20 protein-coding genes and 1 tRNA gene are annotated in these 24,447 nt (G+C 50.9%); 11 read left to right on the forward strand and 10 right to left on the reverse strand.

Annotated features, from left to right (window positions below):
- From JSQ97_RS10630 to JSQ97_RS10640, 3 genes are all read right to left on the reverse strand, one after another.
- On the reverse strand, positions 1–780 hold a 780-nt coding region (locus JSQ97_RS10630; RefSeq protein ID WP_205076031.1), incomplete at its 3' end, for a TPM domain-containing protein.
- Positions 771–1,475: a TPM domain-containing protein gene (locus tag JSQ97_RS10635; protein ID WP_205076032.1), complete on the reverse strand. Its 705-nt coding sequence runs from the start codon at positions 1,473–1,475 to the stop codon at positions 771–773. The genes JSQ97_RS10635 and JSQ97_RS10630, both read right to left, overlap by 10 nt.
- Positions 1,476–1,657: 182 nt before the next feature.
- Positions 1,658–3,550 (reverse strand): hypothetical protein, encoded by a 1,893-nt coding sequence (locus JSQ97_RS10640; protein ID WP_205076033.1) that lies wholly within the window; start codon positions 3,548–3,550, stop codon positions 1,658–1,660.
- A gap of 388 nt (positions 3,551–3,938) precedes the next feature.
- On the opposite strand from JSQ97_RS10640, the gene JSQ97_RS10645 reads away from it, so the two are divergent.
- Both JSQ97_RS10645 and feoB read left to right on the forward strand, forming a co-directional pair.
- Complete coding sequence (locus JSQ97_RS10645; RefSeq protein ID WP_205076034.1) at positions 3,939–4,169, forward strand: FeoA family protein; 231 nt, start codon at positions 3,939–3,941, stop codon at positions 4,167–4,169.
- Positions 4,166–6,016: a ferrous iron transporter B gene (gene feoB, locus JSQ97_RS10650; RefSeq protein ID WP_205076035.1), complete on the forward strand. Its 1,851-nt coding sequence runs from the start codon at positions 4,166–4,168 to the stop codon at positions 6,014–6,016. The genes JSQ97_RS10645 and feoB overlap by 4 nt, the downstream gene beginning before the upstream one ends.
- Positions 6,017–6,076: 60 nt before the next feature.
- Here feoB and JSQ97_RS10655 read toward each other — a convergent pair whose 3' ends face one another.
- The 7 genes from JSQ97_RS10655 to JSQ97_RS10685 all read right to left on the reverse strand — a co-directional run bounded on the left by JSQ97_RS10655 (position 6,077) and on the right by JSQ97_RS10685 (position 13,795).
- Positions 6,077–7,363 (reverse strand): site-specific DNA-methyltransferase, encoded by a 1,287-nt coding sequence (locus JSQ97_RS10655; RefSeq protein ID WP_205076036.1) that lies wholly within the window; start codon positions 7,361–7,363, stop codon positions 6,077–6,079.
- Between the two features lie 9 nt (positions 7,364–7,372).
- Positions 7,373–7,445 (reverse strand) — tRNA-Thr (locus tag JSQ97_RS10660).
- 140 nt (positions 7,446–7,585) lie between these two features.
- Complete coding sequence (locus tag JSQ97_RS10665; RefSeq protein ID WP_205076037.1) at positions 7,586–8,284, reverse strand: ABC transporter ATP-binding protein; 699 nt, start codon at positions 8,282–8,284, stop codon at positions 7,586–7,588.
- On the reverse strand, positions 8,277–9,917 hold the full coding sequence (locus JSQ97_RS10670) for an ABC transporter permease (RefSeq protein ID WP_205076038.1): 1,641 nt from the start codon (positions 9,915–9,917) through the stop codon (positions 8,277–8,279). Before JSQ97_RS10670 ends, JSQ97_RS10665 begins: the two co-directional genes overlap by 8 nt.
- Positions 9,914–10,948, reverse strand: coding sequence for a thiamine ABC transporter substrate-binding protein (locus JSQ97_RS10675; RefSeq protein WP_205076039.1), 1,035 nt, complete (start codon positions 10,946–10,948; stop codon positions 9,914–9,916). The genes JSQ97_RS10670 and JSQ97_RS10675 overlap by 4 nt, the downstream gene beginning before the upstream one ends.
- 225 nt (positions 10,949–11,173) lie before the next feature.
- On the reverse strand, positions 11,174–13,138 hold the full coding sequence (locus JSQ97_RS10680) for an FAD-binding protein (protein WP_205076040.1): 1,965 nt from the start codon (positions 13,136–13,138) through the stop codon (positions 11,174–11,176).
- Between the two features lie 171 nt (positions 13,139–13,309).
- The gene (locus tag JSQ97_RS10685) at positions 13,310–13,795 is read right to left on the reverse strand and encodes a flavodoxin family protein (protein WP_205076041.1); all 486 of its coding nucleotides are present in this window, start codon (positions 13,793–13,795) and stop codon (positions 13,310–13,312) included.
- A gap of 167 nt (positions 13,796–13,962) precedes the next feature.
- On the opposite strand from JSQ97_RS10685, the gene JSQ97_RS10690 reads away from it, so the two are divergent.
- The 9 genes from JSQ97_RS10690 (at position 13,963) to JSQ97_RS10730 (ending at position 24,235) form a co-directional block, all read left to right on the forward strand.
- The gene (locus JSQ97_RS10690) at positions 13,963–16,305 is read left to right on the forward strand and encodes an ATP-binding cassette domain-containing protein (protein ID WP_205076042.1); all 2,343 of its coding nucleotides are present in this window, start codon (positions 13,963–13,965) and stop codon (positions 16,303–16,305) included.
- On the forward strand, positions 16,302–16,862 hold the full coding sequence (locus JSQ97_RS10695; protein WP_205076043.1) for an NUDIX hydrolase: 561 nt from the start codon (positions 16,302–16,304) through the stop codon (positions 16,860–16,862). The genes JSQ97_RS10690 and JSQ97_RS10695 overlap by 4 nt, the downstream gene beginning before the upstream one ends.
- Positions 16,863–16,864: 2 nt before the next feature.
- The gene (locus tag JSQ97_RS10700; protein ID WP_205076044.1) at positions 16,865–17,380 is read left to right on the forward strand and encodes a hypothetical protein; all 516 of its coding nucleotides are present in this window, start codon (positions 16,865–16,867) and stop codon (positions 17,378–17,380) included.
- A gap of 51 nt (positions 17,381–17,431) precedes the next feature.
- Positions 17,432–18,484 (forward strand): PASTA domain-containing protein, encoded by a 1,053-nt coding sequence (locus JSQ97_RS10705; protein ID WP_205076045.1) that lies wholly within the window; start codon positions 17,432–17,434, stop codon positions 18,482–18,484.
- A gap of 35 nt (positions 18,485–18,519) precedes the next feature.
- Positions 18,520–20,037, forward strand: coding sequence for a type I 3-dehydroquinate dehydratase (locus JSQ97_RS10710; protein WP_205076046.1), 1,518 nt, complete (start codon positions 18,520–18,522; stop codon positions 20,035–20,037).
- A 3-nt stretch (positions 20,038–20,040) separates the two neighbouring features.
- Positions 20,041–21,378: an RluA family pseudouridine synthase gene (locus tag JSQ97_RS10715; RefSeq protein ID WP_205076047.1), complete on the forward strand. Its 1,338-nt coding sequence runs from the start codon at positions 20,041–20,043 to the stop codon at positions 21,376–21,378.
- Between the two features lie 96 nt (positions 21,379–21,474).
- Complete coding sequence (locus tag JSQ97_RS10720; protein ID WP_205076048.1) at positions 21,475–22,095, forward strand: hypothetical protein; 621 nt, start codon at positions 21,475–21,477, stop codon at positions 22,093–22,095.
- Entirely contained in the window at positions 22,073–22,828 is a 756-nt protein-coding gene (locus JSQ97_RS10725) for a hypothetical protein (protein WP_205076049.1), read from the forward strand. Before JSQ97_RS10720 ends, JSQ97_RS10725 begins: the two co-directional genes overlap by 23 nt.
- A gap of 798 nt (positions 22,829–23,626) precedes the next feature.
- Positions 23,627–24,235: a LysE family transporter gene (locus tag JSQ97_RS10730; RefSeq protein WP_205076050.1), complete on the forward strand. Its 609-nt coding sequence runs from the start codon at positions 23,627–23,629 to the stop codon at positions 24,233–24,235.
- The last annotated feature ends 212 nt before the right edge of the window (positions 24,236–24,447 follow it).

Raw genomic sequence — 24,447 nt, forward strand, 5'->3', positions numbered from 1 at the left:
TGAAAATCCTCCGGAAGAGCTTCCACCCGAAAAGCCTCCGCCTGAACTCGACGAAAAAAAATCGTTTCCGAATGCCGAACGGTATATCCTGCTTGAAGGATATCGCCTGTTGTAACGAGCGCTTATCATCGCAAACAGCACATTGATCAGAAAAAAGATGATAAACGCGGCGATGGGGATCACGTCTGTGGGAAGTGCTTCGCCCGCGACACGCTTTGAAACGAGGTCGGCGTCGCCTGCAACGATACCCGCCATATTTTTTACGCCGGCGGTAATGCCCTCGCCGTAGTCGCCGTTTTGAAAATACGGTGCGATGACATTCCGTATGATAAGGCCGCATTTCATATCGGTGAGTTTGTCTTCGAGACCGTAGCCGACTTCGATGCGTATTTTTCGTTCGGCAAGCGCAACGATGAGGATCGCGCCGTTGTCTTCGCCTTTTTGTCCGAGTTTCCATGTATCGGCGACTCTGATGCCGAACGATTCGAGCGAGTCGCCTGCGAGCGTTGCGACGGTCAAAACTGCGACTTGAGCGCCTGTCGCCTCTTCAAGCGATCCGAGATAGGACGAAAGCTCTTCTTTTTCTGAAGAGCTCAAGAGGCTCGCATTGTCGACAACGCGGCCTGAGAGCGGGGGAACGTCGAGCGCCGAAAGCGGAAAAGCCGCGATCAGCAAAAGCGGACAGAGCAGCACCGTCGTGCGGAAGAATTTTATCAACGAAGATGACGGCGCGCTTTTCGAAATCCGGAATGTTCCGGTCGCAGTTCGATTCAATACCATTCCGCATCCTCCAGTACGATAAGACCGTCGGGCAGTTCGTTCGGATTTTCTTCACGGGCGGGAAAGTGCTCGGCGAGGAGTTCTCCGCATTTTTCGATCGCGCCGACGAAAGCGTCCGCCGCATTTCCGGATTTTATCTCCGCCGCGAGTTCATCCGAAATGATACGCCATAGATCGTGCGATATTTTTTTTGAAATGCCGGAATCGGCGACGATGCGCACTTGTCGTTCCAAATACGAAATGAAAATCAAAATGCCCGAACGTTCGGCCGTATCGCAGACGCCGCATTCGACGAAGAGTCGGAATGCCCGCCGCGTAACGCTCGCGACCCGAACGCTTTTCGGCACAACGATGCGGTCGAGCGCGGGAATATTGAAAAGTCTGAACGCCGCGGCTGCGCTTACAAAGCACACAAAGCCGTACATCCCCGGCAGCATCCACGTCCGCTCCGTCCACGCAAAGAGATCGTACGCATCGCTTATCTTTCCCGCAAAGGGCAAGAGAAAAGCAAAGACGGCGGCTGCAACGCATACGGCGGCAAGCAGTTCCCAAAACGCATAGTGCGCGCTTTCCGGCGCGAGTACGATTTTGATTTCACCTGTCGTCTTCGATTCGGCTTTTGCGACCGCGTCCGCGATTCTATCGAATTCGGCGTTCGAGAGTTTCAGCTTTTTGAGCATGGTCTGCGTTTTCATATATCATTCCAAAATTTTAAAGTTCGATAATTATTAGGTTCAATTTTGAGTTTTCTAAAACTCGAAATTTTCCGACCGTTTCGCTCACCAAGGCGGGTTGGAAAAACCGAATAAAACTATGCGTGGACGAGGTTCCGGCAGCGTGCCGTTTCGAGCATTCCGATCGCGCACGCCGGTATCGACTAACCGTTACTGATGAGGCGCAGGATGTAGAGCTGCACGTACATAAACAGCGACTCCTGTTCCGTGATCTTTTGCATATTCGGCGTTTTAATAAGAGCTTCTGCAAGGCTCCGCACACGCTCGATCGTAAACGTCTGAGCCGAAATCGTATGGATAACTCTGCGCATATAGCCGCGGATCAGGGAATTGACGTCTTCGGTAAGCTGGCGGTGGGCATCCGGCGATATCAGCTTATTCCATTGCTTGCAGTACGAATCGAGTTCGCGGTCTACCGTCGAGCCTTCGGGGACGAGATCGTTTTCGACCGTTTTTGCAGCCTGTATGATCGCTTCGCGCTTCGTTGCGGGACGTATATTTTTATTCGTCGAATTCGTACTTTTAACTTCTTCGACCGCAGCTTCTCTTTTTTTCTTTTTCGAACCGCGCATAAAAAATCCGATGATCTGCGAAACGACCGGGATCGAATACCAAAACGGCAGCAATATCTTTGCATTTGCAAGCACCGTCGCATTTCCGATCATAAGCAGCTCGGCGTAGGGTAAAAGCCGTCCGTTCGAAAAGAGACGGAAGTTTCCGCCGCTTGTACTGTTTTGCAGTTCGATATCGAGCAGAGTCAAAAAGTTGGCGTTGAGCAGTGCATACAAAACAGGGGATGTTTTTTCAACCTGCGTTTTAAGCACCGACTCGAAACGCTGCCTGTCATGCATTTCAGGAAGCTTTTCAAAATTTTCGAGTGCCTTATGCCATTTATTCGTGAGATTCTGCTTTATGACGCTGTGCGCTTCGTTGCACAATCGTATGATCAGCGGAAATACTTTCGACTTATATACAAAATATCTCGTACCCGAATCGATCTTAAAGACGAGCAGGCGCGGCAGCTCACCGTCTTTGCTTTCGGTCGTAAGCCGCTCAAGAAATTTTTTCAAATCGTCGTCGGTGTAGCGGTTGCCGAGCGGCATACCCTTCGGATCGGTCATCTTGACGATCGCGCTCATCGGATAAAAATACGGTGGCTTATCGAGCGCAGCTTCGAGCAATTCGAGCGCCTCGTCTTTTTGCTGCTGTTCCTGCACTTTATTTTTGAGCATCAAAAGATGCAATTCCGCGATCGAAACCGCCTGCAGGAGATTCGCGTCTTCAAGCGTCGTGTCTTTTACCTTTTCAAAATCCTGTCTGATAAAATAACAGAGCTGGCTCCACGAATAAAAGGAGTTCGCAGACGATTCCAACAGCTGCGATGCGCTGTCCTGCTTCGTGACAAACTGCTCAAAAAAAGTTTTTATGGAAATCTCTTTTCCGGGATTCGCGTTGCGGAGTTTTTTTAAAAAATAATCGTGATACTCTTCTTTTTTGAGCATCGTGCGGATTTTGGAAAGCGCTGCATCGACGAGCATCTCTATAGGCACGCATTCGGGAAACAAAATGGAAGGCACGTTGCGCGGCAGCTGGACGACATAGAGCTTCGGCGATTTTAAATCCTGTTTTACAAAAAGCGACGTAAGCAGATCGGACGCCGATTTTTTTTCCAGCGCATCCGATGAAAGCTGTTTCGGTAAATCCGTCAGCGTCGGAAAAGGGACGGCAGGATTGAACGCAAGCTCTTTATAGCGCTGCGCAAACCTGACCGTATAGTACATGATGACGATGATGATCTGTTTGTCGCCGTTACGCTCCAGCATAGCTACGAGGTGCTTTGCTTCAAGCTTTTGCAGCTCCGCGATAACCGTATCTTCCGTATTGCCGAGGTAGCAAACCAAGCCGGGTTCTTCTTCGATATAATGTTCCGCGTATTTTTTTATATAATCGCAAAAATCGCGAAGATTGACAAATGCGGAATTTTGTTTATTCGCGTACGAACGGAGAAGCGTACCGAAATTCGTTATCACCGGCATAATTTTCAGTATACCAGAGAAGTCCGTTTTCGGCAACACGATTTGTTGAAATCTCGCTGAAATTCTGCATCGATACTGAAAAGCGAAATGATCTGAAGGGGGGAAGTCTCCCCCTCGCTCCAAAGTCCTCGCGCTTCGCGCTCCGGTCTTTTTTGCTGTCCCCACTGCGGGGACACCCCGCAACGCCCCGCATTGTGAGTTTTCCATTGTGCGGGTCTTATTACAAAACAGCTTCTTACGGCATCGACTACGGCAAAATAATCATAGGATAAAATTTCTGTGGCGTAATACGGAAACCTGTGCTATAGTTATATTAGCCTAGGCTATCTTTTTGGTTGCGCATACCGAACGCGTTTCTAAAAATTGCGGGAGATATAACGGAGGTGCTATGTCGCTGAGCGAAACGAAGGAAGGCTTTTCCGGAACGATAACCGATATCGCAGGAGACGCGCATTTTATCGGAAGGGTCACGTCGATGGGGCTTACGGTCGGCTGTCCGCTCACCGTCGTGAGGCACGAAAAAAAACAGCCCATACTCATCGAAGCGCGCGATACGCTGATCGCGATCAGCTGCGGCGATCTCGGTAAAATTTTCGTAGAAGCGGAGAACCGATTATGACAAAGACAATCGCATTGCTCGGACAGCCGAATTCCGGAAAATCCACGCTGTATAACGGGCTTACGGGCTCGCACCAGCACGTCGGCAATTGGCCCGGAAAAACGGTAGAACAAAAAGAAGGCTATTTCACCATTGACGGAGAGCGATACATCGTCGCCGATCTTCCGGGAAGCTATTCCCTTTCGGCGGGTTCACAGGAAGAAGAAATCACGCGTGACTACATCGCATCCGGTAAAGCCGACATCGTCTGCGTCCTCGCCGACGCCTCTCAGCTCAGGCGCAATCTCTACATGCTCGCAGACTTCGCACCGATGCACGTGCCGGCTGTTTTGATCCTCAATATGATGGATGTCGCAAAACTGCAGGGAAAATCGATCGACACGGCACTCCTTTCAAAGCGGCTCGGCATCACCGTCGTTCCCTTTGTCGCCGCCGACAGAAAAAAATATCCCGAACTGAAAGATATACTTCGAAACGAATTTAATAATCCGAAAAAAATCGATACGGAAAAACTCGACGCTCTGTGCGGCGGTACGAAAAGCGAAATGGAACTTGCGAATGCCCGCTTTCAATGGATCGAAGCGCTGCTCGACGGCGTCGTCTCGGGCGAAAAAAAGCGCGCAACGCTTTCAAAAGCCGACCGCATCTTTACGAGCCGCCGCTGGGGAAAGCCGCTTTCCGTTGTCGTCATGCTGCTCGCGTTCGTCGCGTCTATGATCATGGCCATACCGCTCATGGGTATCGGCTCCGTTATTCCGCGTCTCGCATCTCCACTTCTCCATCGCCTCATGCAGGCCGGACACGCGGCTCCTTTTTTGGAATCGCTTGCTGCCGATTTGATCCCGAATGTCGTGTACTTTGCCGCCGCGATGGCGGGCTTTGTCGTCGGCGTAACGTTTACGTTTACGGCGCTCGAAGAAACCGGGTTTTTGGCGCGCATTTCCTACGCTTTCGACGGAACGATGACAAAGCTCGGGCTGCAGGGAAAAAGCATCTGCCCCATGCTCATGGGTTTGGGCTGCACGATCGGAGGAGCCGCAGGCGCGCGCGTCATCGACAATTGGGGACAGCGCATACTGACGATCATGCTTACGTGGGCGGTACCCTGTGCCGCCATCGCGACCGTCATGCCGACGCTTGCGACGATTTTTTTCGGCGCGTACGGCATCCTCGTCATGCTCGGCATCTATGCGTATATGTTTTTTATGATATTCATCACGGCAAAGATTTTCGGCAACAAGCTTTCGCCCGCCGCAGAGCGTACCGGCATGCTCATGGAACTTCCTCCGTACCACCGGCCCAGGTGGGCAAACGTACTTTATACGTCGTTTGCAAAATCGTGGGACATCTTTAAGCGTGCGCTCCGCGTCATATTTTTGATTTCGGTAATTTTTTGGGCGCTGTCGTTTTCATCGACGGGACGCGCGGAAAACAGCATCATCTATCGATTCGGCACGTACATCGAACCGGTCACGCGTTTTTTCGGATTGGGCTGGCAGACTTTTATCGCCTTTCTCGCGTCCGCCGTTTCAAAAGAAGCGGTGCTCGGAGTATTGAATTCGCTCTATGTCGGAACGGGCGATGTTATGACGGCGACCTTTTTGTCGAAAACCGCAGGCGCTTCGAGCGGAAACCTCGCATCCGTTTTGCCCGAGTCGATTTCAAAAGCGGAAGCGCTCGCCTTTATGTTCGCCGTTTCGTTCAATGTGCCCTGCCTCATGGCCGTTACGGCGACATATCGCGAAACGCATTCGCTCAAATGGACGGCATCGATCGCGTTTTACTATATCGCAAGCGCGCTAATCCTGTCGTTCATCGTGTATCACATCGCGGTTTTGCTGATGTAATAATTGATAATGGGCAATCAGACCGAATGCACGGCAATTACAAGTTTAGCCCATTATCACTTACGCATTAAAAAGCCTGTAGTATTCGAGTTCTCCGCCCAAAGCGGCAACGCGTTTGCCGCGTCCGTCGGTATATCCGCACACGACGCGCCGTATGCGCTCGTAGGCGATGTCGGCGATCGTATCGAATTCGGCGCAGGCGGCTTTTTCCGCCGACTGAACGGCGATGCAGCGGAAAGAGACGCCGTGTTTTTTGTTAAGGCGCAGCACCGCTTCAAGCGTCGTACCGCTCCCTGCAAAAAAATCGAGGACGACCGCATCGCGCGGAAGGCTCATCATTTCAAGCAGGTATTCGATGAGGTTTACGGGTTTCGGATTGACGAAAGCGTTTTTAACTCCGAGGAGATCGTCGAGATAACGTTGCGCTTCCCGCGTCGAGTCGGCGCACGCGATGATATTTTTCGGAATAACGCGGCTTTTTTCTCCGTTGAAAATCTTTTTGCGCGGCACGCCGTTTCCGCCTCTTCCCCAGTAGATGCGGCCGTCGCGGATCAGATCTTCCATTTCGTCTTTACCGCACAGCCATTGGCGCGTCCACGTTTTGCCCGAAGGAGACGTAATGGAAAAATAATTGACGTGCTTCGGATTCGATCGCGACTCGGTAAACGAAATGCTGCCCGAAAACCACGGACCGCGAAGATCGCCGTCCGCGTTGGAATGCGCCCAATCCGCCGTTTCCGCGGCTTCGAACGGCGGAAGAGAACGTTTGCATTTTGCAAAGCAGAGCGTGTGCTGCGTTACCGTGCGCGACCACGAATCTTTTTTCCCTTTTCCGTGAACATACATAAAATCGTTTACGTAATTTTCTTCACCGAAAACCGCATCGCCGAGCAGGCGCAAGCGCGCGTACTCTTCATCGCCTATCGAAATAAAAATGCAGCCGCGCTCGCACAAAAGTTCCCTCGCAAGCTCGAGACGGCGGGACATAAACGAAAGCCAAGCGGAGTGGCGGGCGGGATCGTTTTTGGAAATGAGCGAGCCGTCGGGAAAGCGGCGTAAAAAGCGGCTGTCTTTGTAAGTAATATCGGAACCCGTGTTGTACGGCGGATCGATGTATATCGCGTCGATTGCATTGCGCCGAGATTTGCATAAACATTTCAAAACGGGATAGTTATCGCCTTCGATAAAGATGTGTGCGCTTTGCGACGACGAAGCTGCGCCTTTATCGGCATTTTCGAAAATCGCTTTTTCAGGCACGGGTACGAGCGAATAGAGATCCGCATCCGAGCCGTCCGCGCGTTCGGGGACGTCGATCCATAAAAGACCGCAGCGCTGATCCGTAGACATAAAGAAAAAAGCCAACTACCGGACTTGAACCGATCACCGCCGCATTACGAATGCGATGCTCTACCGGATGAGCTAAGTTGGCAAATATGTGCGAACTATAGCATAATTACCGAATTATGGCAATATGCCGATTTACGTCTATTTACGTCGTGTCACCGGTTGTCGGTTGTTCGCCGTGTGTACGCCGGTTTGCCGCTGTTTCGACATACGCCGCTATTCGGGCTATTCGATCATCGCTTCGCTGAAGTCTTCGCTCGCTCCTTCCCATTTTTTTCGGCCGCTTTCCATTACGATAATATTGTCCGCGACGGCTTTCGCTTCGGCTATATCGTGCGTGACGAAGATTCCGGTAAAACCTTCGCGCTTTTGACTTTCGCGGATATCGAGGGCGAGCTTTTTTCGAAGCGGCGCGTCGAGCGACGAAAGCGGTTCGTCAAAGAGGACGAGGGGCGGCTTTACGATGAGTGTCCGTGCGAGCGATACGCGCTGAGCTTCGCCGCCCGAAAGCGTATCGGGCATGCGTTTTCCGAAGCCTCCGAGAGCGAATTCCGCAATATATTTTTCCGCTTCGGCTTCCGCCCGTCTTTTGTCGATGCCTTTACTGCGAAGCCCGTACGCGACGTTTCCCGCGACCGTCAGATGAGAAAAGAGCGCGGGACTTTGAAAGACCATGCCGACGCCCCGCTTTCCCGGAGCGATTTTTGTCAACATTTTTCCGTCGAGCGCTATAACGCATTCTTTTCCGTCATTTCGCCTGCTCGGTTGTTCGAGTCCCGCAATGAGACGGAGCACGGTAGACTTTCCGCTTCCGCTTTTTCCGACGATGACGGTCATCGTGCCTTTCGCCGCCGTAAATGAAAAGTCGACGGTAACCGAATCCCACACGCGAAAAAGATTATCCGCAATAAAATAATTATCCATACGCGGTTCCGAAATTATTAATTTTTTTACAACACGCAAAGACGATGGCGCACAAAACGCAGAGGATCGTACCGCAGATGCACGCATCCGAAAATCGATATGCAGACGCGAGTCGATACGTATACAACGAAAGCGTGTCGAAACGAGGTACGGAAAGAACGAGCGGCAGCGCCGTGTCTCCCATACTTACGGCAAAGCAAAAACCGAATGCCGAAACGATGCCGCGCTTTGCGGACGGAATCATAATGCGGAACACCGTATCGGGCGCGACAGGTGAAAGCATGCGAGCGGCGTCGATCGTCGCCTGTGATACGGTACACAAAGATGCGTAGATTTGCCTGAACGCGAGCGGCCACGCAAGGGCGGCTTCGGCTAAGACGAGCGTTGCTACTGACGCGCGGCGTACGGCGATCGTCATACCGACTCCCATAACGACCGACGAAAGCGCCATCGGAAGCATAGGAAGAGTCCTGAGCATTTCTGATGTTCCGAGCGGGTCGCGGATGCGGATATATGAAGCGTAGGTGAACCCCGCCGTCACGCATAAAAGTGCGGTACAGGGAGCGGTCATGCACGTACCGCAAAGCGCCTTTTTGAATCCCTGCGAATTGATAATTTTAATAAAGGATGGAAGTCCGCCCTGTGTCGAAAAACCTCCGGCTGCGATCCCTGCAAGAGGCGCGAGAAAAAAAAGTGCGACGAGGAAAGCGAGGAAGGCGGCAAAAACGCATTCGATGATTTTCGCAGGTTTTTCTTCAAAAGGCGCGCACCCTATCGGAGGAGCGATTGCTTCACCCGTATGCCGCACTTCTCCCGTTTCTGCCGTACTCTTGCACGCGCCGTAGACAAAGAGCACCGTCATCGCACACAGGGTTTCGATGAGCGCAAGGACGGCCGCCGTTTTAAAATCGAGGGAAGCGCGCGCCGCTCGATATATTTCCGTTTCAAGCGTCGAAGAGCCGGGACTGCCGAACAGGAGTACGATCATAAAGCTGAAAAAGCAGTAGAGAAATACGGGGACACAGGATGCCGCTATCGCGGGGGAAAGCTCGTGCAGCGTCACGGTAAAAAAGATGCGCCGCTCGTTCGCTCCGAGCATTCGTGCGGCATCGCGCTTTACGGACGAAAGCGTTTCCCAAGAAGATGAAACGACGGCGGTGACGAGCGGAAAATTGTAGAAGCCCTGTACGACGACGATGCCCGCCGTCGAATAAAGGAAGGTAAGCGGTGCGTTTTTCACATGAAAGATTTTTATTAAAATTGAATTGACCGTTCCGTTGATGCCGAATACGGTGACAAAGCCGAGCGCGATAACCAACGACGGCACGCACAGCGGAACGGCGGAAAGCGAAAGGATAAGGCGTTTTCCCGGAAAGCTTCTGTTTGCGGTAAAAAAAGCTGTGCCGATACCGACTGCCGCAGCCGTCAACGTGGAAAAAAAAGCGATGGCAAACGTGCGAAGCGCGACGCGGGCTATATATCCCCCTGCGATGCACGCGCTTTCGGTTTTCGTAAAGAGCGGCAAAAAAGAGGCGGCAAAGGCGACGGCAAAGGCTCCGATTATTAAAATAAAAAGTGCCGAAGCGATCGCGCATGCCCCGTATTCGAAGATTCCCGTGCGGCGCTTCGTCATTTGCCGAGCGCTTCGATGATGCGCGGAACGGCTCCTTCGACGGCAAGCGCATCGTACGTAAGCGTTTTCGACTCTGCAGAAGATACGAGCGCATAGCATTCGGGAAGGACAACCGTTTTATTTGCAGGGTACATCCACTGCGTGAGCGGGATCGCGTTTTGCGCTTCGCTTCCGATAAGGTAGGCGATAAACGCTTTTGCACCTTCTTCGTTCGGCGCACCTTTTACGAGACCCGCGCCTTCGATCTGTTCAACATGTCCTTCGGAAAATATGAGCGCCCGGTAACGGTTCGTTTTATCGGCATAGACGTGATAGGCAGGGCTTGTCACGTAACTTACGACGAGCGGCGCTTCTCCCTTCGTAAAGAGACCGTAACCGCTGCTCCAGCCGGACGCCATCGTCAATACGGCAGGCTTGAGCTTTTGCCAATAGCTTTCGTAATCGCTTCCGAACACGGCGATCGTCCACGCGGCGAATCCGAGCCCCGGCGTGCTCGTCCTCGGATCCATGAGGATGAGTTTTTTTGCGTATTCGCTTTTCGTTAAATCTTCAAGACTTTTCGGTGCAGGCGTATTCGACTGCGTGTCGTAGATGAGCGCGAATTTGCTCCAGTCGTAGGGCGTGAGGAGCCAATCGCCGCCCAAGCCGTCCGAAAGCTCGGTCGGGATGACGTCGTCGGCGCCTTCGGGTTTAAAAGATACAAGAACGTTTTCTTTTCGCGCTTTATTTATTAAATTGTTGTCGATACCGAGAAGCACGTCCGCCTGTACTTTGTTTTTTTCAAGCACGGCTTTCGAAAGGATCTGCGCGGCATCTCCGCAGTTTACGTATACGGCGGAAAAGCCGGTCGCTTTTTCAAAACCGCTTGCGATCGCACTTCCCGGCCCCCACTCGCTCATAAAAGAATCGTAAGTGTAGACGACGACTTCTTTTTTCCGTGCGCCCTGCACCGCAGTTTTTTTACTGCACGCAGCCGATACGAAGAGATCGGTAATTAATAAAATTGAAAGGATAAAACGATGAGCGTTCATAGTCTTCCTCCGCCGGCATTATCCGGATCAGGTTGGAATACCGTACGGTATTCTGCGGGTATGATCTCAGGTCACGGCACTGCCGTTTCCACCCCGGTTATGATGCGAGTATAGTAAAAGGACCTTTTTACGTCAATACGGCGCTCGGCATAAAAAAACCGCCGCCGAAAATCGGCGGCGATTTATGTTAGGGCTTAGCCTGTCTAAGCCTCTGTTCCGCTACAGCTACCGCGCATCCGCGACAACCGTATCGCCTGCAAGCTTGCCGAATACGACCGTATCGACGACGGCGTTTCCACCCAAGCGGTTCGCACCGTGTATGCCTCCGGTGATTTCACCTGCAGCGTACAGACCGGGGATAACTTTTCCGTTCGTGCCGATGACGTGTCCGCTCGTGTCGATCGTAACGCCGCCCATCGTGTGGTGAACGCAGGCTTGGCGCGGAGTGGCAACCCACGGACCCTTCGTGAGCTTCGTCGAATAGAGCGTTCTGCCGAATTCGTCGCGGCCGGAATCGACGCTCGCATTGAACGTGTCGATCGTCGCTTGGAGCGTCGCAGCGTTCATGCCGAGTTTTCCGGTAAGCTCTTCGAGCGTGTTGCCCGTGTAGATATAGCCGTTCGATTCGAGATAGTCGAACGTAAATCCGTCGGCACTTCTCCATGAAGGATCTTTGATATCTTTGTATTTGTCGCCGTCGCCGGATTCGAGCATATAGAACACTTTATCGGGCTGTGCAAAAACCGCGAGACAAATATTGTCGCGCCTGCCGCCTTCGTTCGTAAAGCGTTTGCCTTCTTTATTGATAAAGATGATCTGGTCGGTGCCGTTGACGTCTCTCGGCGGATACTTCGTCAGCTGTCCGTCTTTTAAGTTACCGAGATACAAAAGCTGGAGTTGTTCCATATCGGTGAGCGAAGCGCCTGCAGCGACGGCCATTTCGATGCCGTCTCCCTGAGAACACGAAAAGCGGTTCGTCGTCGCGACTTTGCTCAAATCCTGCCATTTGCCCGACGTATTGTATTTTTGCACCATCGCGCCGTTTGCGGCAAAACCGCCGGTCGCGAGGATAACACCGTCCTTTGCCGAAAGGGTAAATTGATTGCCGTTTCTGTCGGCGCACACGACGCCGGTAACTCTGTCGCCGTCTTTCACGAGCGATTTACCCGTCGTCTCGACCATAACCGTGATATTGTTCATTTTGGCGATGCTTTCAACATAGGTCGAAATGAAGCCTGTTCCCATCTTCATCGTACTGGTGTGGGTGCGCTGCCACAGAGAACCCGCTCCCTGACTGATGACGTCGGAAAAGCTCATGCCCAAATCGTCGATCCAGTTAAGTCCGTCGTATGCGTTGTAGCACAACACTTTGACGAGGTTCAAATTACCGACTTTATCACCGCCGTTCCACGTCTGGAGCGCGAACCACTCTTTCGAATCGAAGAGGTCGGTTCTGCCGCTCGCTTTGTATGCATTCCACTGTGAGCGCACCTGCGCTTGGAGCGCGGCGTGTTCGCCGCTTTTCGGAGCTTCGGCGAGAGCCGCTTCGATCGTGCGTTTTACCGCATCACCCATCGTCGCTTTTTTCTGCAGCGCTTCGTCGGGCGTATTGTAGATGGCACCGCACACGAGCGTATCGCCTCCGACTTCGCCGTTCTTTTCCACGATGATGACCGATTTATTCTGCTGTCCTGCCGCGATAGCCGCCGCAAGTCCCGCACCGCCGCCGCCGACAACGACGACATCGGCGCTCGCATTCGCCGGAGCGGCTGCCGCTTCCGGTTTTGCATTCCAATCGGCGGGATCCGCTTTCGCTTCTTTCAGACAGTTCGATACCGCCGCTTTGATTGCTGCCGACGTGATCGTCGCACCGGTTACGACATCGACGTTGACCGACTGATGCTTTACGATTTCGGCGGGGATCAATTCGGTAGGAGCCATTCCTCCTGCCGTCAAAACCGTGCCGTTCGCATCCATCAAGGGGCTGCCGATTCCCGGCGTTTCCGAGTTTTTCGTGACTCGTACATCCGCGATCTTTTTGTTTGCAATCGTAACGGATACTTCGATCGCATCGTTCATACCCTGTATGGACGAAGTGTAGGTTCCGTTTTTGATCGATTTACCGCCGCAGGAAATCAAACCCGCAACGGCAAACGCGATCAGCGTAAATGAAAGTGCTTTCTTTTGCATTATCCATGCCTCCAAATATTATTAAACGATCGCTGTGTCATTCATAGCGATACCTTTCTATATTATGACCTTATATTCGCTTTGTCAAGAAAGATTTTTACACTTTCGATTCGTTCCTGCGGTATCATTGAGGACACGTGATAGTTTCGTAAAATTTTACACGCAACGCTTTCACTCTGACAGAGCGGAGAGGATTCCGTCGATCGCGTCGTCGACCGTTTTTCCTCTTTTGAACACGGGATTTATAAAGGATACTCGGCAGAGAATTTCATTGCCGGCAAGCAGCGCTTGCATTTTATCGAGACAGGTTTCCGCTTGTCCTCCGCCCGAACAGGCAAAGAGCGCGATGCGTTTTCCGTCAAGCTTTGCGCGCCGCAAAAAAGTATTGATTGCCGGAGCGGGACGGCTTGCCCAAACGGGAGTGCCGATGACGATGTTGCCGAAAGGCGCAAGATCGGGAAGAGAAGCTTTCAATTCGGGTCGTGCGCCGAAGAGAGCATCGCGTCCTCCGATAAAAAATTTTTTGAACCCTTTACGCGGGTATGCTCTTTTCGTTTCGAGCCGTATGAGTTTTGCGCCCGTTTTTTCTGCAATGCGCCGGGCGATATGGTCGGTATTTCCGTCGAGCGAATAATATACGATTGCTGTATCTTCCATAACGATAACAATACCGCGAATGCGCTCGACCGTCAAATGCCGCGCCGAATGTGTGTTCGGCAAAACACGAACCGACATATGCGTAAATCGGTAAGCGTACGAAAAAATGCTGCACACGACAAATATGCGAATTGGCTTTTTCCGCCGTTTCGGATATGATAAGTGCGATGCGAGTTCTTTCCGTCGATCACGTAAGCTACACTTATCCGCAGCAAAATATGCCGGCCGTCAACGACGTCGATTTTTCGCTCGAGCACGGTTCATATACGGCCGTCGTCGGATTGAACGGAAGCGGAAAGAGTACGCTTGCGCGGATTTTGTGTGGGCTTCTCGATGCCGACTGCGGCGAAGTTTCGTATGCGAGCGGCGTCCGCTCGGCTCTCGTGTTTCAATCGCCGAAAGATCAAATCATCTGCAGCGTCGTTTTCCGCGATACGGCTTTCGGTCCGCAAAACCTCGCCCTTTCGCCCGATGAAGTCGAACTCCGCACGATCGAATCGCTTACCGTCGTCGGTCTGCTTCATAAAGCCTCTTCGCCGTCCGTAACGCTGTCTCTCGGGCAAACGCAAAAAGAAGCGCTCGCCGGCATCATCGCGATCGATCCCGATGTGATCATACTCGATGAAGCGCTTTCCATGCTTGACCCCGATTCGAAAAACGATATATTTGCGTTTCTTTCGTATTGGGTTCGAAAGGGGCGTACGGTCGTCCACATCACGCACGATACGGATGCGATCCGAAAAGCGAAGGATGTCATCGCGATGGAAAAGGGGAAGGTCGTATATTCGGGAACGACGGATGATTTTTTTACCGATACCGAATTGTGCGAACGCATTACGGGAGACGGCCTCGTACGTTCCGTTTTCAAAAAAAATAATAAAAAACCGACGGATTTGTCCGCTGCTTCGAATTCGTTCAAAGCCGGAACGGAAACGTGTGCGGCGGCGGTACATACATCGCCTGCGAATGCGACCTCGATTCAAACTGCCGCGCAAGAGACCGGCACGAAAGCGTGCACGGCAGACGCGGCCGCAAAAACCGAAGCCTCTCTCGCCTTTTGCAACGTCGGCTTTTCCTACGGCGAAAACGTCGTTTTTAACAATATTAATTTTTCACTTGCAAAAGGGACGCTCACCGCACTCACCGGCGTTTCGGGCAGCGGCAAATCGACGCTGCTGGAAATGGCGGCGGGACTGCTCGCTCCGTCTTACGGCGAAATCCGCTGCGATTCGCGTCCCGCTTTGTGCAGGCAAAACAGCGATGCAGCCCTTTTCGAACGCTTTGCCGCAGACGACGTCGCCTTCGGGCCCGGAAACCGCGGTGTTCGGGGAAAAGCGCTCGTTTCGCTCGTAAAGCGCTCGATGGATGAAGCGGGCATCCCGTACGCAGAATACGCCGAACGGCAGACGGCCGAGCTTTCGGGCGGCGAAAAACGGCGGCTCGCCGTTGCGGGGATCATCGCGCTCGACGCTCCGGTACTGCTCTTCGATGAACCGACTGCGGGGCTCGACGGACCTTCCCGCGCAAAGACGATGGCTCTCCTCCGCTCGCTCTCCGTTTCGGGACATACGGTGCTGTTCAGCACGCACCGCCCGGACGAAGCCGATTTTGCCGACGAAGAGATATCCGTTCGGGACGGCAATCTTTTTCTCGTTCGAAGTAAAGCGGCTTCATCGAACGGCGGGAAAATTATTAAAAAGGGAAAACCCGATGCGGATGGTGCCTCAAGTTTCAATGCGCAGATGAAACGGCATGCGCTTCCCGATACGGTGCAGATGCCGCTTGAAGGCGCGAAATTATTAAATTCGATCCGCGCGGCTTCGGCGAATACGGGGAACCTCAAAAAAAACGGCGGTATCGCAGCGAAACTTCCGCCGGCAGTTAAATTCATCGTTTTTATCGCACTCTTTGCCGCCTCTCTTGCCGCCCGTCCGCTTTCGTTATGCGCGTGTATGTTTTTGCTTTCGCTCATCTACGCGTTCTTGGCGAAGTATCCGAAGCGGCGCCTTTTTTTATCGCTCGTAAAAACGGTTCCGCTCCTGCTGTTTTTTTGTATCTTTCAGATGATTTTTTATCCGCCGCTTGAAGGCGAACGGATGTTCCTCGCTTATCGATATTTTACCGTCACGCCGTCGAAGCTTTTGCTCTGCCTTACGACGCTCATCCGCACCGAAGGGGCTATCGCCTGTATACTTTCGTTTTCATACACGACGCCGGAATACGATATCGTCGACGGTCTTTCGGTTTTGTTAAAACCGCTTGCCGTATTTCATATTCCCGTGCGATACGTTATCATAATAACGGAAATCGTTTTTCGCTTTATGCCCTTGCTTTTGGACGAAGCGTCGGAAATTATTAAAACGCAGCTCATCCGCGGCGGACTCAGGGATGCGAAAGGATTTTTCGGCCGCGTGCGCTCGCTCATTCCGCTTTTTGTACCGCTCGTCATGCAGACGATACGGAGATCGGAAGCGCTTGCGGATGCGCTGACCGAAAGGTGTTTTTCATGAACTGCAACAATAATTTTAATTTGTGCCCCATGTGCGGCGGAAAGAATATCGGCTTTGTCGATAACAAAAAATGGTTTTGCTCCGACTGCGCTTTTACGCTGTATCACAACGTCGCCGCCGCCGTGTGCGTTATCGTCGCCGACGGGGAAGGAAATGTGCTGCTTGAAAAACGCGCTAAGGAACCGCGCAAGGGATTTCTCGCGCTGCCCGGCGGTTTTATCGATCCGGACGAAAGCGCCGACGAAGCGGCTCTTCGCGAATGCAGGGAAGAAGCGGCTTTGGAAATACGGCGCGTACAATACCTGTGCTCGTTTCCGAACACGTATGAGTATAAACGCATTTTGTATAAAACCTGCGACGTATTTTACCGTGCATCCCTTCCGCGCGGCATCGAAACGATCGATGCGTTGATAAAAAATCTTCGTGCGCAAAAGAGCGAAGTCGAAAGCTTCACGGCAGTGCGGATCACGAACGATGCGGAGCTTGCCGCCGTTCCGCTCGCATTTGAAAATTCGCGCCGCGCGCTCGGCGTGTGGCTCAAGCGGAGGCGGCGGTAAAAATGGACGCAACGATAACGAAAGTCGTGTACGCCGCGTCGGCGGTTTTGTACGCGCTGCTCGTTTTAACGATTTTTTTGCGGAAAAAACTGATTTTAAAACGCGCGGGAAAATGCATATTTTCGGCGCGGCCGCGCCCCACCAAATTTTCGGCGGCGATCATCGCCTGCGCTCCCTTTATCATGCTTTTCAGCGTCTTCGTCGATCTGCGATTTTATTTTAAATGGATGCTCTGCGCCGTCGCATTGCTCGCAACGGAAATCGCCGTCCGAGAAGCTTCGACGTTGCGTTCGTCGGGCGTGTATGAAAACGGTGTCGTAACGGAAGGAGAAGTGATTTTGTTTACGGCTATATGCGGCGCAAAAAAAGGTTCGGAGACGGGCGAAATACGGGGAGAGTGCATCGTAGAATTGGAAGTCAGCGGAAAAGGGATGCGGCGCATAAGCTATGCCGATGAGGACGAACGAGATGCCGTATTGCAGGCGATATTCAGCTTCCGTCCGCAATTGCAACATTGATTATGTACGCGGAAAATGATACGATAAAAAACCGTCGAGGATACGATTGATATGAAGCTCAAAGATATATTATTAAAATTAAAAGAAAAAGCATTTCAAATCGATTTTCACGCTGCGCTTGAAAAACTCCAATCGAACGGCAAACTGCTTTTATCGACTGTCATCGTCACCTTTGTCGTGATGGCGCTTGCATGCCTCGCCGTCTTTAGCGTAAACGTAAAAGGTCCCGAACAGGTGCTCGTTCCCGATGTTACGGGGAAAAAACTGACGACGGCGCTTATCGAAATGCAGGCGAAAAAATTGTACCCTGAAATCCAACTGCGCTATTCGGAAACGCCGGGTGACGAGGGAACGATCCTCGAACAGGATCCGTCGGGAGGAGCGATCAGAAAAGGATTCAGCCACATTTCGCTCGTCGTAAGCCGCGGCGTCGTCATCGACCACGTGGAAAATTATATCGGAGAAAATATCGACTCGGTGCGCATGAAACTGCAAACGCTCTTTGCCGGAACGGCGCGGCCGCTCATCGTCATCGCCTCTCCGCAGTATAAAGCCGATACCGCCGAAGCGGGTACGATCCTCGAACAGGATCCGCCGGAAGGTACGAATATAACCGATCCCGTAACGGTGCATTTTGTCGTAAGCCGCGGACCGAATTTCGAAAATACGAGAGTTCCCGATTTGATCGGCAATTCCGTGAGCGACGTGCTTCAGCAGATGTCGCGTACGCGCCTCGTCTTCGATTTTACGGCGCATACAGCGGAGCCGGGCGAAGGTGCGGGAACGGTCGTGCACGAGCAGACTTTTTCCGAAGAACTCATCGCAAATTATACGCATGTCGCGGTCGAATTCGCATTTCCGCGTCAAGCCCAAGGCGGCAACATATACGGCATATTTGAAGACGTGCTGCCGGCTTATCCTTATCCCGTACAGATAAAGCTGACTGCGGAACCGGAAGACGGAGACGCCTATACGATTGTGACATTTTCTCATCCGGGAGGTGCCGTTACGATCCCCTACGCCGTTCCGAAAGGTACGGAGCTTGTGCTTTATGTCGTATCGTCCGCCGGAGAAAAAGAACACAAGCGTATCTCCGTCCGTTAAATTAATAATTAATAATCATCGATGAGGATATACCGATGAGTCAACCGCTTGTCTGTTTGACGCTTACATCCCCGACGCTCGAAGAGAACGCGGCTCTCGTGCGGAAGTATAACCGCTATATCGACGTCGCAGAACTCCGCGTCGATTTCCTTGCTCCTGACGAACAGCTTTCGGTGCGCCGCTTTCCGGCGATGGTCAACGTACCGTGCATATTGACGATCCGCCGTACGGCCGACGGCGGAAGATTTACGAGCAATGAAATGTCGCGTACGATGCTTTTCGGACGCGCCCTCGCGTTTGCCGACCAAAACCCGCAAAAGAATTTCGCGTACGTCGATTTTGAAGAAGATTTCCGCGTGCCGAGTCTACAAGATGCCTCACTCGCTTTCGGCGTCCGCATCATCAGAAGCTGCCACGACATGGAAAAGCCGATAAAAAATCTCAAAGCGAAGTGCGAAGCGATGCGCACGACCGGCTATGAAATCCCGAAGATCGCCTTTATGCCGAAAACGCTTGCCGACGTTTCCGATATGTTCCGCGAAGCGGAGTCGATGACCGATTACGAGCACATACTGTGCGCGATGGGCCCGCTCGGACAGGTTTCGCGTATTTTGGCATATAAACTTCATTCGTACCTCACCTACGTGTCGCCCGAAGAAACGGAAAACAATATTTCCGGCATCGGACATATCGATCCGGTAACGTTGAACGACGTATATCGTTTCCGCTCTTTAAGCGATCGGACTGCGCTTTATGCGGTGACCGGATGGCCGCTTCCGAAAACATCGAGCCCCGCGCTTCATAACACAGGATATAAAATCAATAATATCGATGCACTTCTTTTGCCGCTGCGCTCGCCGTCCGTTTCCGACGTCCTCGACTGTGCGGCATACTTGGGCGTGCGGGGGCTTGCGGTAACCGTTCCGCACAAAGAAGCCGTGATCCCCGAATTGATAAAGCTCGATTCAGAAGCGGAGGCGATCGGCGCGTGCAATACCGTCGTACACACCGACGAGGGGTGGGCGGGCTGCAATACCGATGCGTACGGATTTCAAACGGCGCTTTTGCGTTTTCTCGGCGTAAAAAAACTTCGCCGCCGCCGTGTTGCGATCATCGGTGCGGGAGGAGCTGCAAAAGCCGTCGCGTACGTTGTAAAATCCCTCGGCGCAAAAGCGTGTGTCTTCAACAGAACGCTCTCTCATGCGAAAGCGCTTGCCGAGCGGTACGGCTTCGACTATGCACCGCTCGGACCGGAAGCTGCGAAAAAAATCGAAAAGTACGCCGACATCATCATTCAGACGACGTCGAAGGGCATGAACTCGGACGGGCAAGCGTCGAAAGACGGCGACCCGCTGTATTTTTATCAATTCAACGGAACGGAAACGATATTCGATTTGGTGTACGTGCCCGCCGTCACACCGATCATGGCACGCGCTTCGGAAGCGGGCTGCAAAACCTGCAACGGCGCGGAAATGCTCAAGTATCAGGGCTACAAGCAGTTTAAAATTTTTACGGGAATCGATTACGGTGCCGACTGCGAGAGGCTTTGTTAGCCGATGTTTCCGCCTCTTCCGACAAAACGCGCACATCTCTATCTGAAAAAGATTTTCGAGCGGCTTCAAGACGGTTCCCTCGTTTTAAAACAAGTGTCGCTTCCGAGCGAAGAGCGCGACGGGCACGGCGTTATGATCGGATGTCTCATCTGTGCCGATACCGAAGGCAATAAAATAATTCTCAACGCGGTTTCGGGCAACAGTCTCGTCGCCGAAGGCGAGTCCGAGGGAATATGGGTGCCGCCGATCGTGAATGCAAAGCTTATTGCTTGCGCGCTTTTACCGAACGACAAACGCATCCACGAATTGACCGCGGAATTGAAAAGCGCTCCCGAAAACGCCCGGCGCCGCATCGCCGCCGAGAGGGAAATATTAACGACGGAGTCGCTTCGAAAAGTGCATGAACTCTATCGATTTCACTGCATAGACGGAAACGTTCGGCATCTTAGCGATATCTGCAAAACGAAATTGCCGCCGACAGGTACCGGCGACTGCTGTGCGCCGAAACTGCTCGACTACGCGTTTTCGCACTCGCTTTTTCCCGTAAGCATGGATGAAATGTATTGGGGTAAGCCGACGCAAAGCAAAGAGAGCGGCACATCCTATCCGCCATGCGACGAACGCTGCGCGCTCGTTTTGCCTTCGATGCTCGGTCTCGAAATCGTCTACCGCGACGACGCGATCCTTGTCGTCAATAAGCCGAGTGGACTCCTTTCCGTTCCGGGACGCGGGCCTAAAAAACAGGACTGCGTCGTAAACCGTATGAAGCGCCTCTTTCCGAAAACGATTCCGTATCCGTCGGTGCACCGGCTCGACATGGAAACGTCGGGGCTCATGGTGCTCGCCTTTACGCAGGACGCGCAGCGCTCGCTTTCGATGCAGTTCGAAAAAGGCGATGTGCATAAGCGCTATATCGCACTGCTTGACGGCTCTCTCGAAAACGCGCCCGGCCGATGCGCACCTCTTCCGAGCGTCGTCGAAGGGCGCATGGAATTGAAGTTTTCTCTCGATTGGCCGAACCGCCCGAAACGCATCTACGACGAAGCAAACGGCAAACTCGGCATCACCGAATGGAAAAAAATCGGCTATAATTGGTACCGCGGAACCGACGGTAAAAATAAAAAGGTGACGCGCATTTTGTTTATTCCGCACACGGGGCGCACGCATCAGCTGCGCGTCGCGTCAAGCGATATGCACGGCTTCGGTCTCCCGATCGTCGGCGATTCTTTGTACGGAACGTGCGGGGCGGGAGAGCGTCTCATGCTTCACGCTTCGTATCTGTCGTTTATCCATCCTGCAACGGGCGAGCGGGTCGCTTTCGAATGCGAACCCGATTTTTAAGGGGATGATGCGGGAACAAGTGTTCGCTGGTCGCAATGTTTGTCATGAGTGTACCGTTGCGGTTTGAGCTCGGAATTCTAAGATAGGATTATTAATATGGAAATAATGCATATCGATGCATCAAAAGATTGGGGACAATTGACGGCTAAAGAGATTTTATACGCGAGACATTTTATAATACGAGTATTTGCGATTTATCTAAAGACAAAAGGTTTTTGCGTTAGGGAAACGAGAGTTTCGGAACATGATTTTTTTCTTATTAATTATGAATGTTGGGGCGGGGCGATGAGCGTGCAAGGACACGAATTGAAACCACATGCAACAGATATCTTTTTTATGCGCTATCACGATTTTCCGAATATCGACGATGATTATTTATTGGTGACCGACGCACCTACACCTGCATGGACATTAGGCTTTTCCGAAAGGATAATTTATTCATTTGATAGATATCTATATGACATATTGATGGAGCGAGGAGAAGCGTATCAAAAATTACAGGAAGACAGCAGAGCCGCTGGTGTCCGATTCAGTGCACGTCCTCACGTTGTTGTAACAGGAAAGATGATAGCACAGACAGAAGAGTATAATAGGCAAAAAGGATTTTTACCGTGCTATTTATCGTTTGATCGTATATCGGCGAAAGAGATAAAGGCTGACTTGAAACGGCTTTTGGAAAGCCGCAAGGCGTGTTATGATGCGGGAAAAACAAGGTAGAGCAGTTGTTCGTAGGGCGGGATCCGGAGTTCGACAAGTATTTATGCTATTATATTTGGTACTGTCGAGCGTCCTGATCTTTGCGGATACAAGTTTACGCTCGTTATTTGATTTTAAAGAATATCCGTATAAAGAAATTCAAATCAAAGACCGCGGTACGCTTGAACCTCAGTATATAAAAGATTCCGATTATTCTACATGCTGGATTTTTTCAATTGAAAATATAAAAGGCATTGAGACTTTTCTGTATTATCCGATGGGTAATAATAAAGAGTGTAGAAAAGGTAAGTTTGAAATCAATGGTCAGGAATTCGTTTATAATGAATCGGATTTCGATTTACATAGCTTAAAATTGTGTTCTGCAAATTTTGAAGATAAGACTTTTTTGATGCTTCTAGGGAATATAGGTAAATACGATGACCGTATATGTTTTATTTTTGATATAACGGATCCCGAACATATTGTTTTTTATCCGCCGGGAAAAAGATTTATCGAAGCCGATTTTGATAAAAAGTTTTTCGGTTTATATCAAAATAAGCTTTGTTTTTTCTTTTCAATAAGACGTTTTGAATGGAACGGCCAATATAAATTAAGTCCTTATGTTATTGACGGAGATTTATTAAAAGAGTTGTGTGATGAAAACGGAAAACCGTATTTTATTAACTATTCATATACTACGAAATACGAACAGGAATTTGTGATTGAAGGGAAAAATGTTCCTGACGGTAAATAATTATTATTCCGTTGGGTTCGGTAGTTTTTGCAGAAACTGCGTGTCTTTGCAACGTTTGCAAAAATACGATAACGATCTTTGCAGTAAGTGTGATTCTTGGGTTTTGCGCTCCAAATTTTAAAACGGGATTATTAATATGTACGAAAAGTTATGCACAAGATATCGCTTAATGCCGAATGTATGACGAGATTTCGGCAAGAAACAATCAAAATGAATAAGACCATGCGTTTTTGGTGCTTATTCCTTGTTTGTTTTGCATTTATCGGGTGTGATAAAAAATACCCGGTGTACACAGAATTGAAAATATATGACAGCTGTCTTTCGGATGAAGAAGTGCGAACGGTTTGGCGTATTATCTCATCTGCGAAAACGAAAAGAATTTGCGTTTCCGATCGTCCGGATATTGTTTTTTGTTATAAAACCGATAAGGGCGAAGATAATTTTCTTTCGGTGTATTTAAAAGACGCATATATATATGACGGATACTTTATCGATGCTTTTACGGATGAAATGAAGGATCGGAAATCGACTGTCCGCTGTTTACGTAAATCGTCACTTTTTGAATTGCAAAATATAATTGCAAAGTATTCAAAAACGTAATAACATACAACTACGCTTCGCCGTCCTTTCCGCACAAAAGTGCCCCGTGCCGGAAGCCCCGCGCTTTTACTCGATATCGGGCGTTGTGATTTGCACTTTGAATTGATTTCGAAACGAAATTGTTAATATCTGCCCTAGTATAGGATGGGTCGCAGTATACAAGTAGTTTTTCAAGCGAAAAATGTTTATACTTACATCATGCCGATCAAAATTATCCCGTCGTTTTTATTGTTTTGTTTTGCTGGCGCCGTTACGCCAGGCCCTGCAAATCTTTTGTCACTGTATACCGCCTTGCAGTACGGTAAAGAAAAAGCGCTGAAGCAGTGGACGGGATTGTTCGTAGGCTTTACGATCGTATCGCTCGCATCCGCCGTTCTCACCTATTGTATCGGCAGTATGGTAAAAAAATATGCGGGTATCTTTGCGTTTGCCGGCGCGGCATATCTTGCATATCTTTCGTTCCGCATCTTGCGCACCACGTATGAAAGCGGCGAACGGTGCGTCGTTTATCGGGGCTTTTTTTCCGGTCTTTTCGTACAGCTGACGAATGCGAAGGTAATGATTTTCTGCTTTACCGCGCTGAGTTCGTACGTACTGCCGTATTCACAAGGATTTACGTCGCTGCTTTTGACTGCGTTTTTTTTGCCGTTTACGGGGCCGGTCGCAAATCTTGCCTGGCTTTTTGCGGGAACGTCCATGCAACGTTTTTTCGTTACGCATCGAAAAGGGATAAATATTGCGATGTTCGCCGCTCTTTTATCGTGTGCTGTAAGCCTTGTCGTGACGGGAGTGCAGACGTTTTATTAAAGCGGACGGGACAACATTCGGGGAGTTGCATATCGTATATCGGCGAAAACGATAAAGGTTGACTTGAAACGGCTTTTGGAAAGCTACTGAGGTATTTAGGATGTGGGAAATTTCCTAATCAATAGGTAGCATAAAAGAAGCTTTTAAAGACGCTATAAGAGATATTGTATCAAGTAAGATTCTTGATGATTTTGTAAATGAGGTTTTAGCGG

This window comes from Treponema sp. Marseille-Q4523, from assembly GCF_016901105.1.
Lineage (GTDB): Bacteria > Spirochaetota > Spirochaetia > Treponematales > Treponemataceae > Treponema_D.

What these genes read in the sequence shown, in the direction of transcription:
- JSQ97_RS10635 (WP_205076032.1), bottom strand. Translation starts at nt 1,475, where the DNA reads ATGAAAACGCAGACCATGCTCAAAAAGCTGAAACTCTCGAACGCCGAA.
- JSQ97_RS10640 (WP_205076033.1), bottom strand. Translation starts at nt 3,550, where the DNA reads ATGCCGGTGATAACGAATTTCGGTACGCTTCTCCGTTCGTACGCGAAT.
- JSQ97_RS10645 (WP_205076034.1), top strand. Translation starts at nt 3,939, where the DNA reads ATGTCGCTGAGCGAAACGAAGGAAGGCTTTTCCGGAACGATAACCGAT.
- feoB (WP_205076035.1), top strand. Translation starts at nt 4,166, where the DNA reads ATGACAAAGACAATCGCATTGCTCGGACAGCCGAATTCCGGAAAATCC.
- JSQ97_RS10655 (WP_205076036.1), bottom strand. Translation starts at nt 7,363, where the DNA reads ATGTCTACGGATCAGCGCTGCGGTCTTTTATGGATCGACGTCCCCGAA.
- JSQ97_RS10665 (WP_205076037.1), bottom strand. Translation starts at nt 8,284, where the DNA reads ATGGATAATTATTTTATTGCGGATAATCTTTTTCGCGTGTGGGATTCG.
- JSQ97_RS10670 (WP_205076038.1), bottom strand. Translation starts at nt 9,917, where the DNA reads ATGACGAAGCGCCGCACGGGAATCTTCGAATACGGGGCATGCGCGATC.
- JSQ97_RS10675 (WP_205076039.1), bottom strand. Translation starts at nt 10,948, where the DNA reads ATGAACGCTCATCGTTTTATCCTTTCAATTTTATTAATTACCGATCTC.
- JSQ97_RS10680 (WP_205076040.1), bottom strand. Translation starts at nt 13,138, where the DNA reads ATGCAAAAGAAAGCACTTTCATTTACGCTGATCGCGTTTGCCGTTGCG.
- JSQ97_RS10685 (WP_205076041.1), bottom strand. Translation starts at nt 13,795, where the DNA reads ATGGAAGATACAGCAATCGTATATTATTCGCTCGACGGAAATACCGAC.
- JSQ97_RS10690 (WP_205076042.1), top strand. Translation starts at nt 13,963, where the DNA reads ATGCGAGTTCTTTCCGTCGATCACGTAAGCTACACTTATCCGCAGCAA.
- JSQ97_RS10695 (WP_205076043.1), top strand. Translation starts at nt 16,302, where the DNA reads ATGAACTGCAACAATAATTTTAATTTGTGCCCCATGTGCGGCGGAAAG.
- JSQ97_RS10700 (WP_205076044.1), top strand. Translation starts at nt 16,865, where the DNA reads ATGGACGCAACGATAACGAAAGTCGTGTACGCCGCGTCGGCGGTTTTG.
- JSQ97_RS10705 (WP_205076045.1), top strand. Translation starts at nt 17,432, where the DNA reads ATGAAGCTCAAAGATATATTATTAAAATTAAAAGAAAAAGCATTTCAA.
- JSQ97_RS10710 (WP_205076046.1), top strand. Translation starts at nt 18,520, where the DNA reads ATGAGTCAACCGCTTGTCTGTTTGACGCTTACATCCCCGACGCTCGAA.
- JSQ97_RS10715 (WP_205076047.1), top strand. Translation starts at nt 20,041, where the DNA reads ATGTTTCCGCCTCTTCCGACAAAACGCGCACATCTCTATCTGAAAAAG.
- JSQ97_RS10720 (WP_205076048.1), top strand. Translation starts at nt 21,475, where the DNA reads ATGGAAATAATGCATATCGATGCATCAAAAGATTGGGGACAATTGACG.
- JSQ97_RS10725 (WP_205076049.1), top strand. Translation starts at nt 22,073, where the DNA reads ATGATGCGGGAAAAACAAGGTAGAGCAGTTGTTCGTAGGGCGGGATCC.
- JSQ97_RS10730 (WP_205076050.1), top strand. Translation starts at nt 23,627, where the DNA reads ATGCCGATCAAAATTATCCCGTCGTTTTTATTGTTTTGTTTTGCTGGC.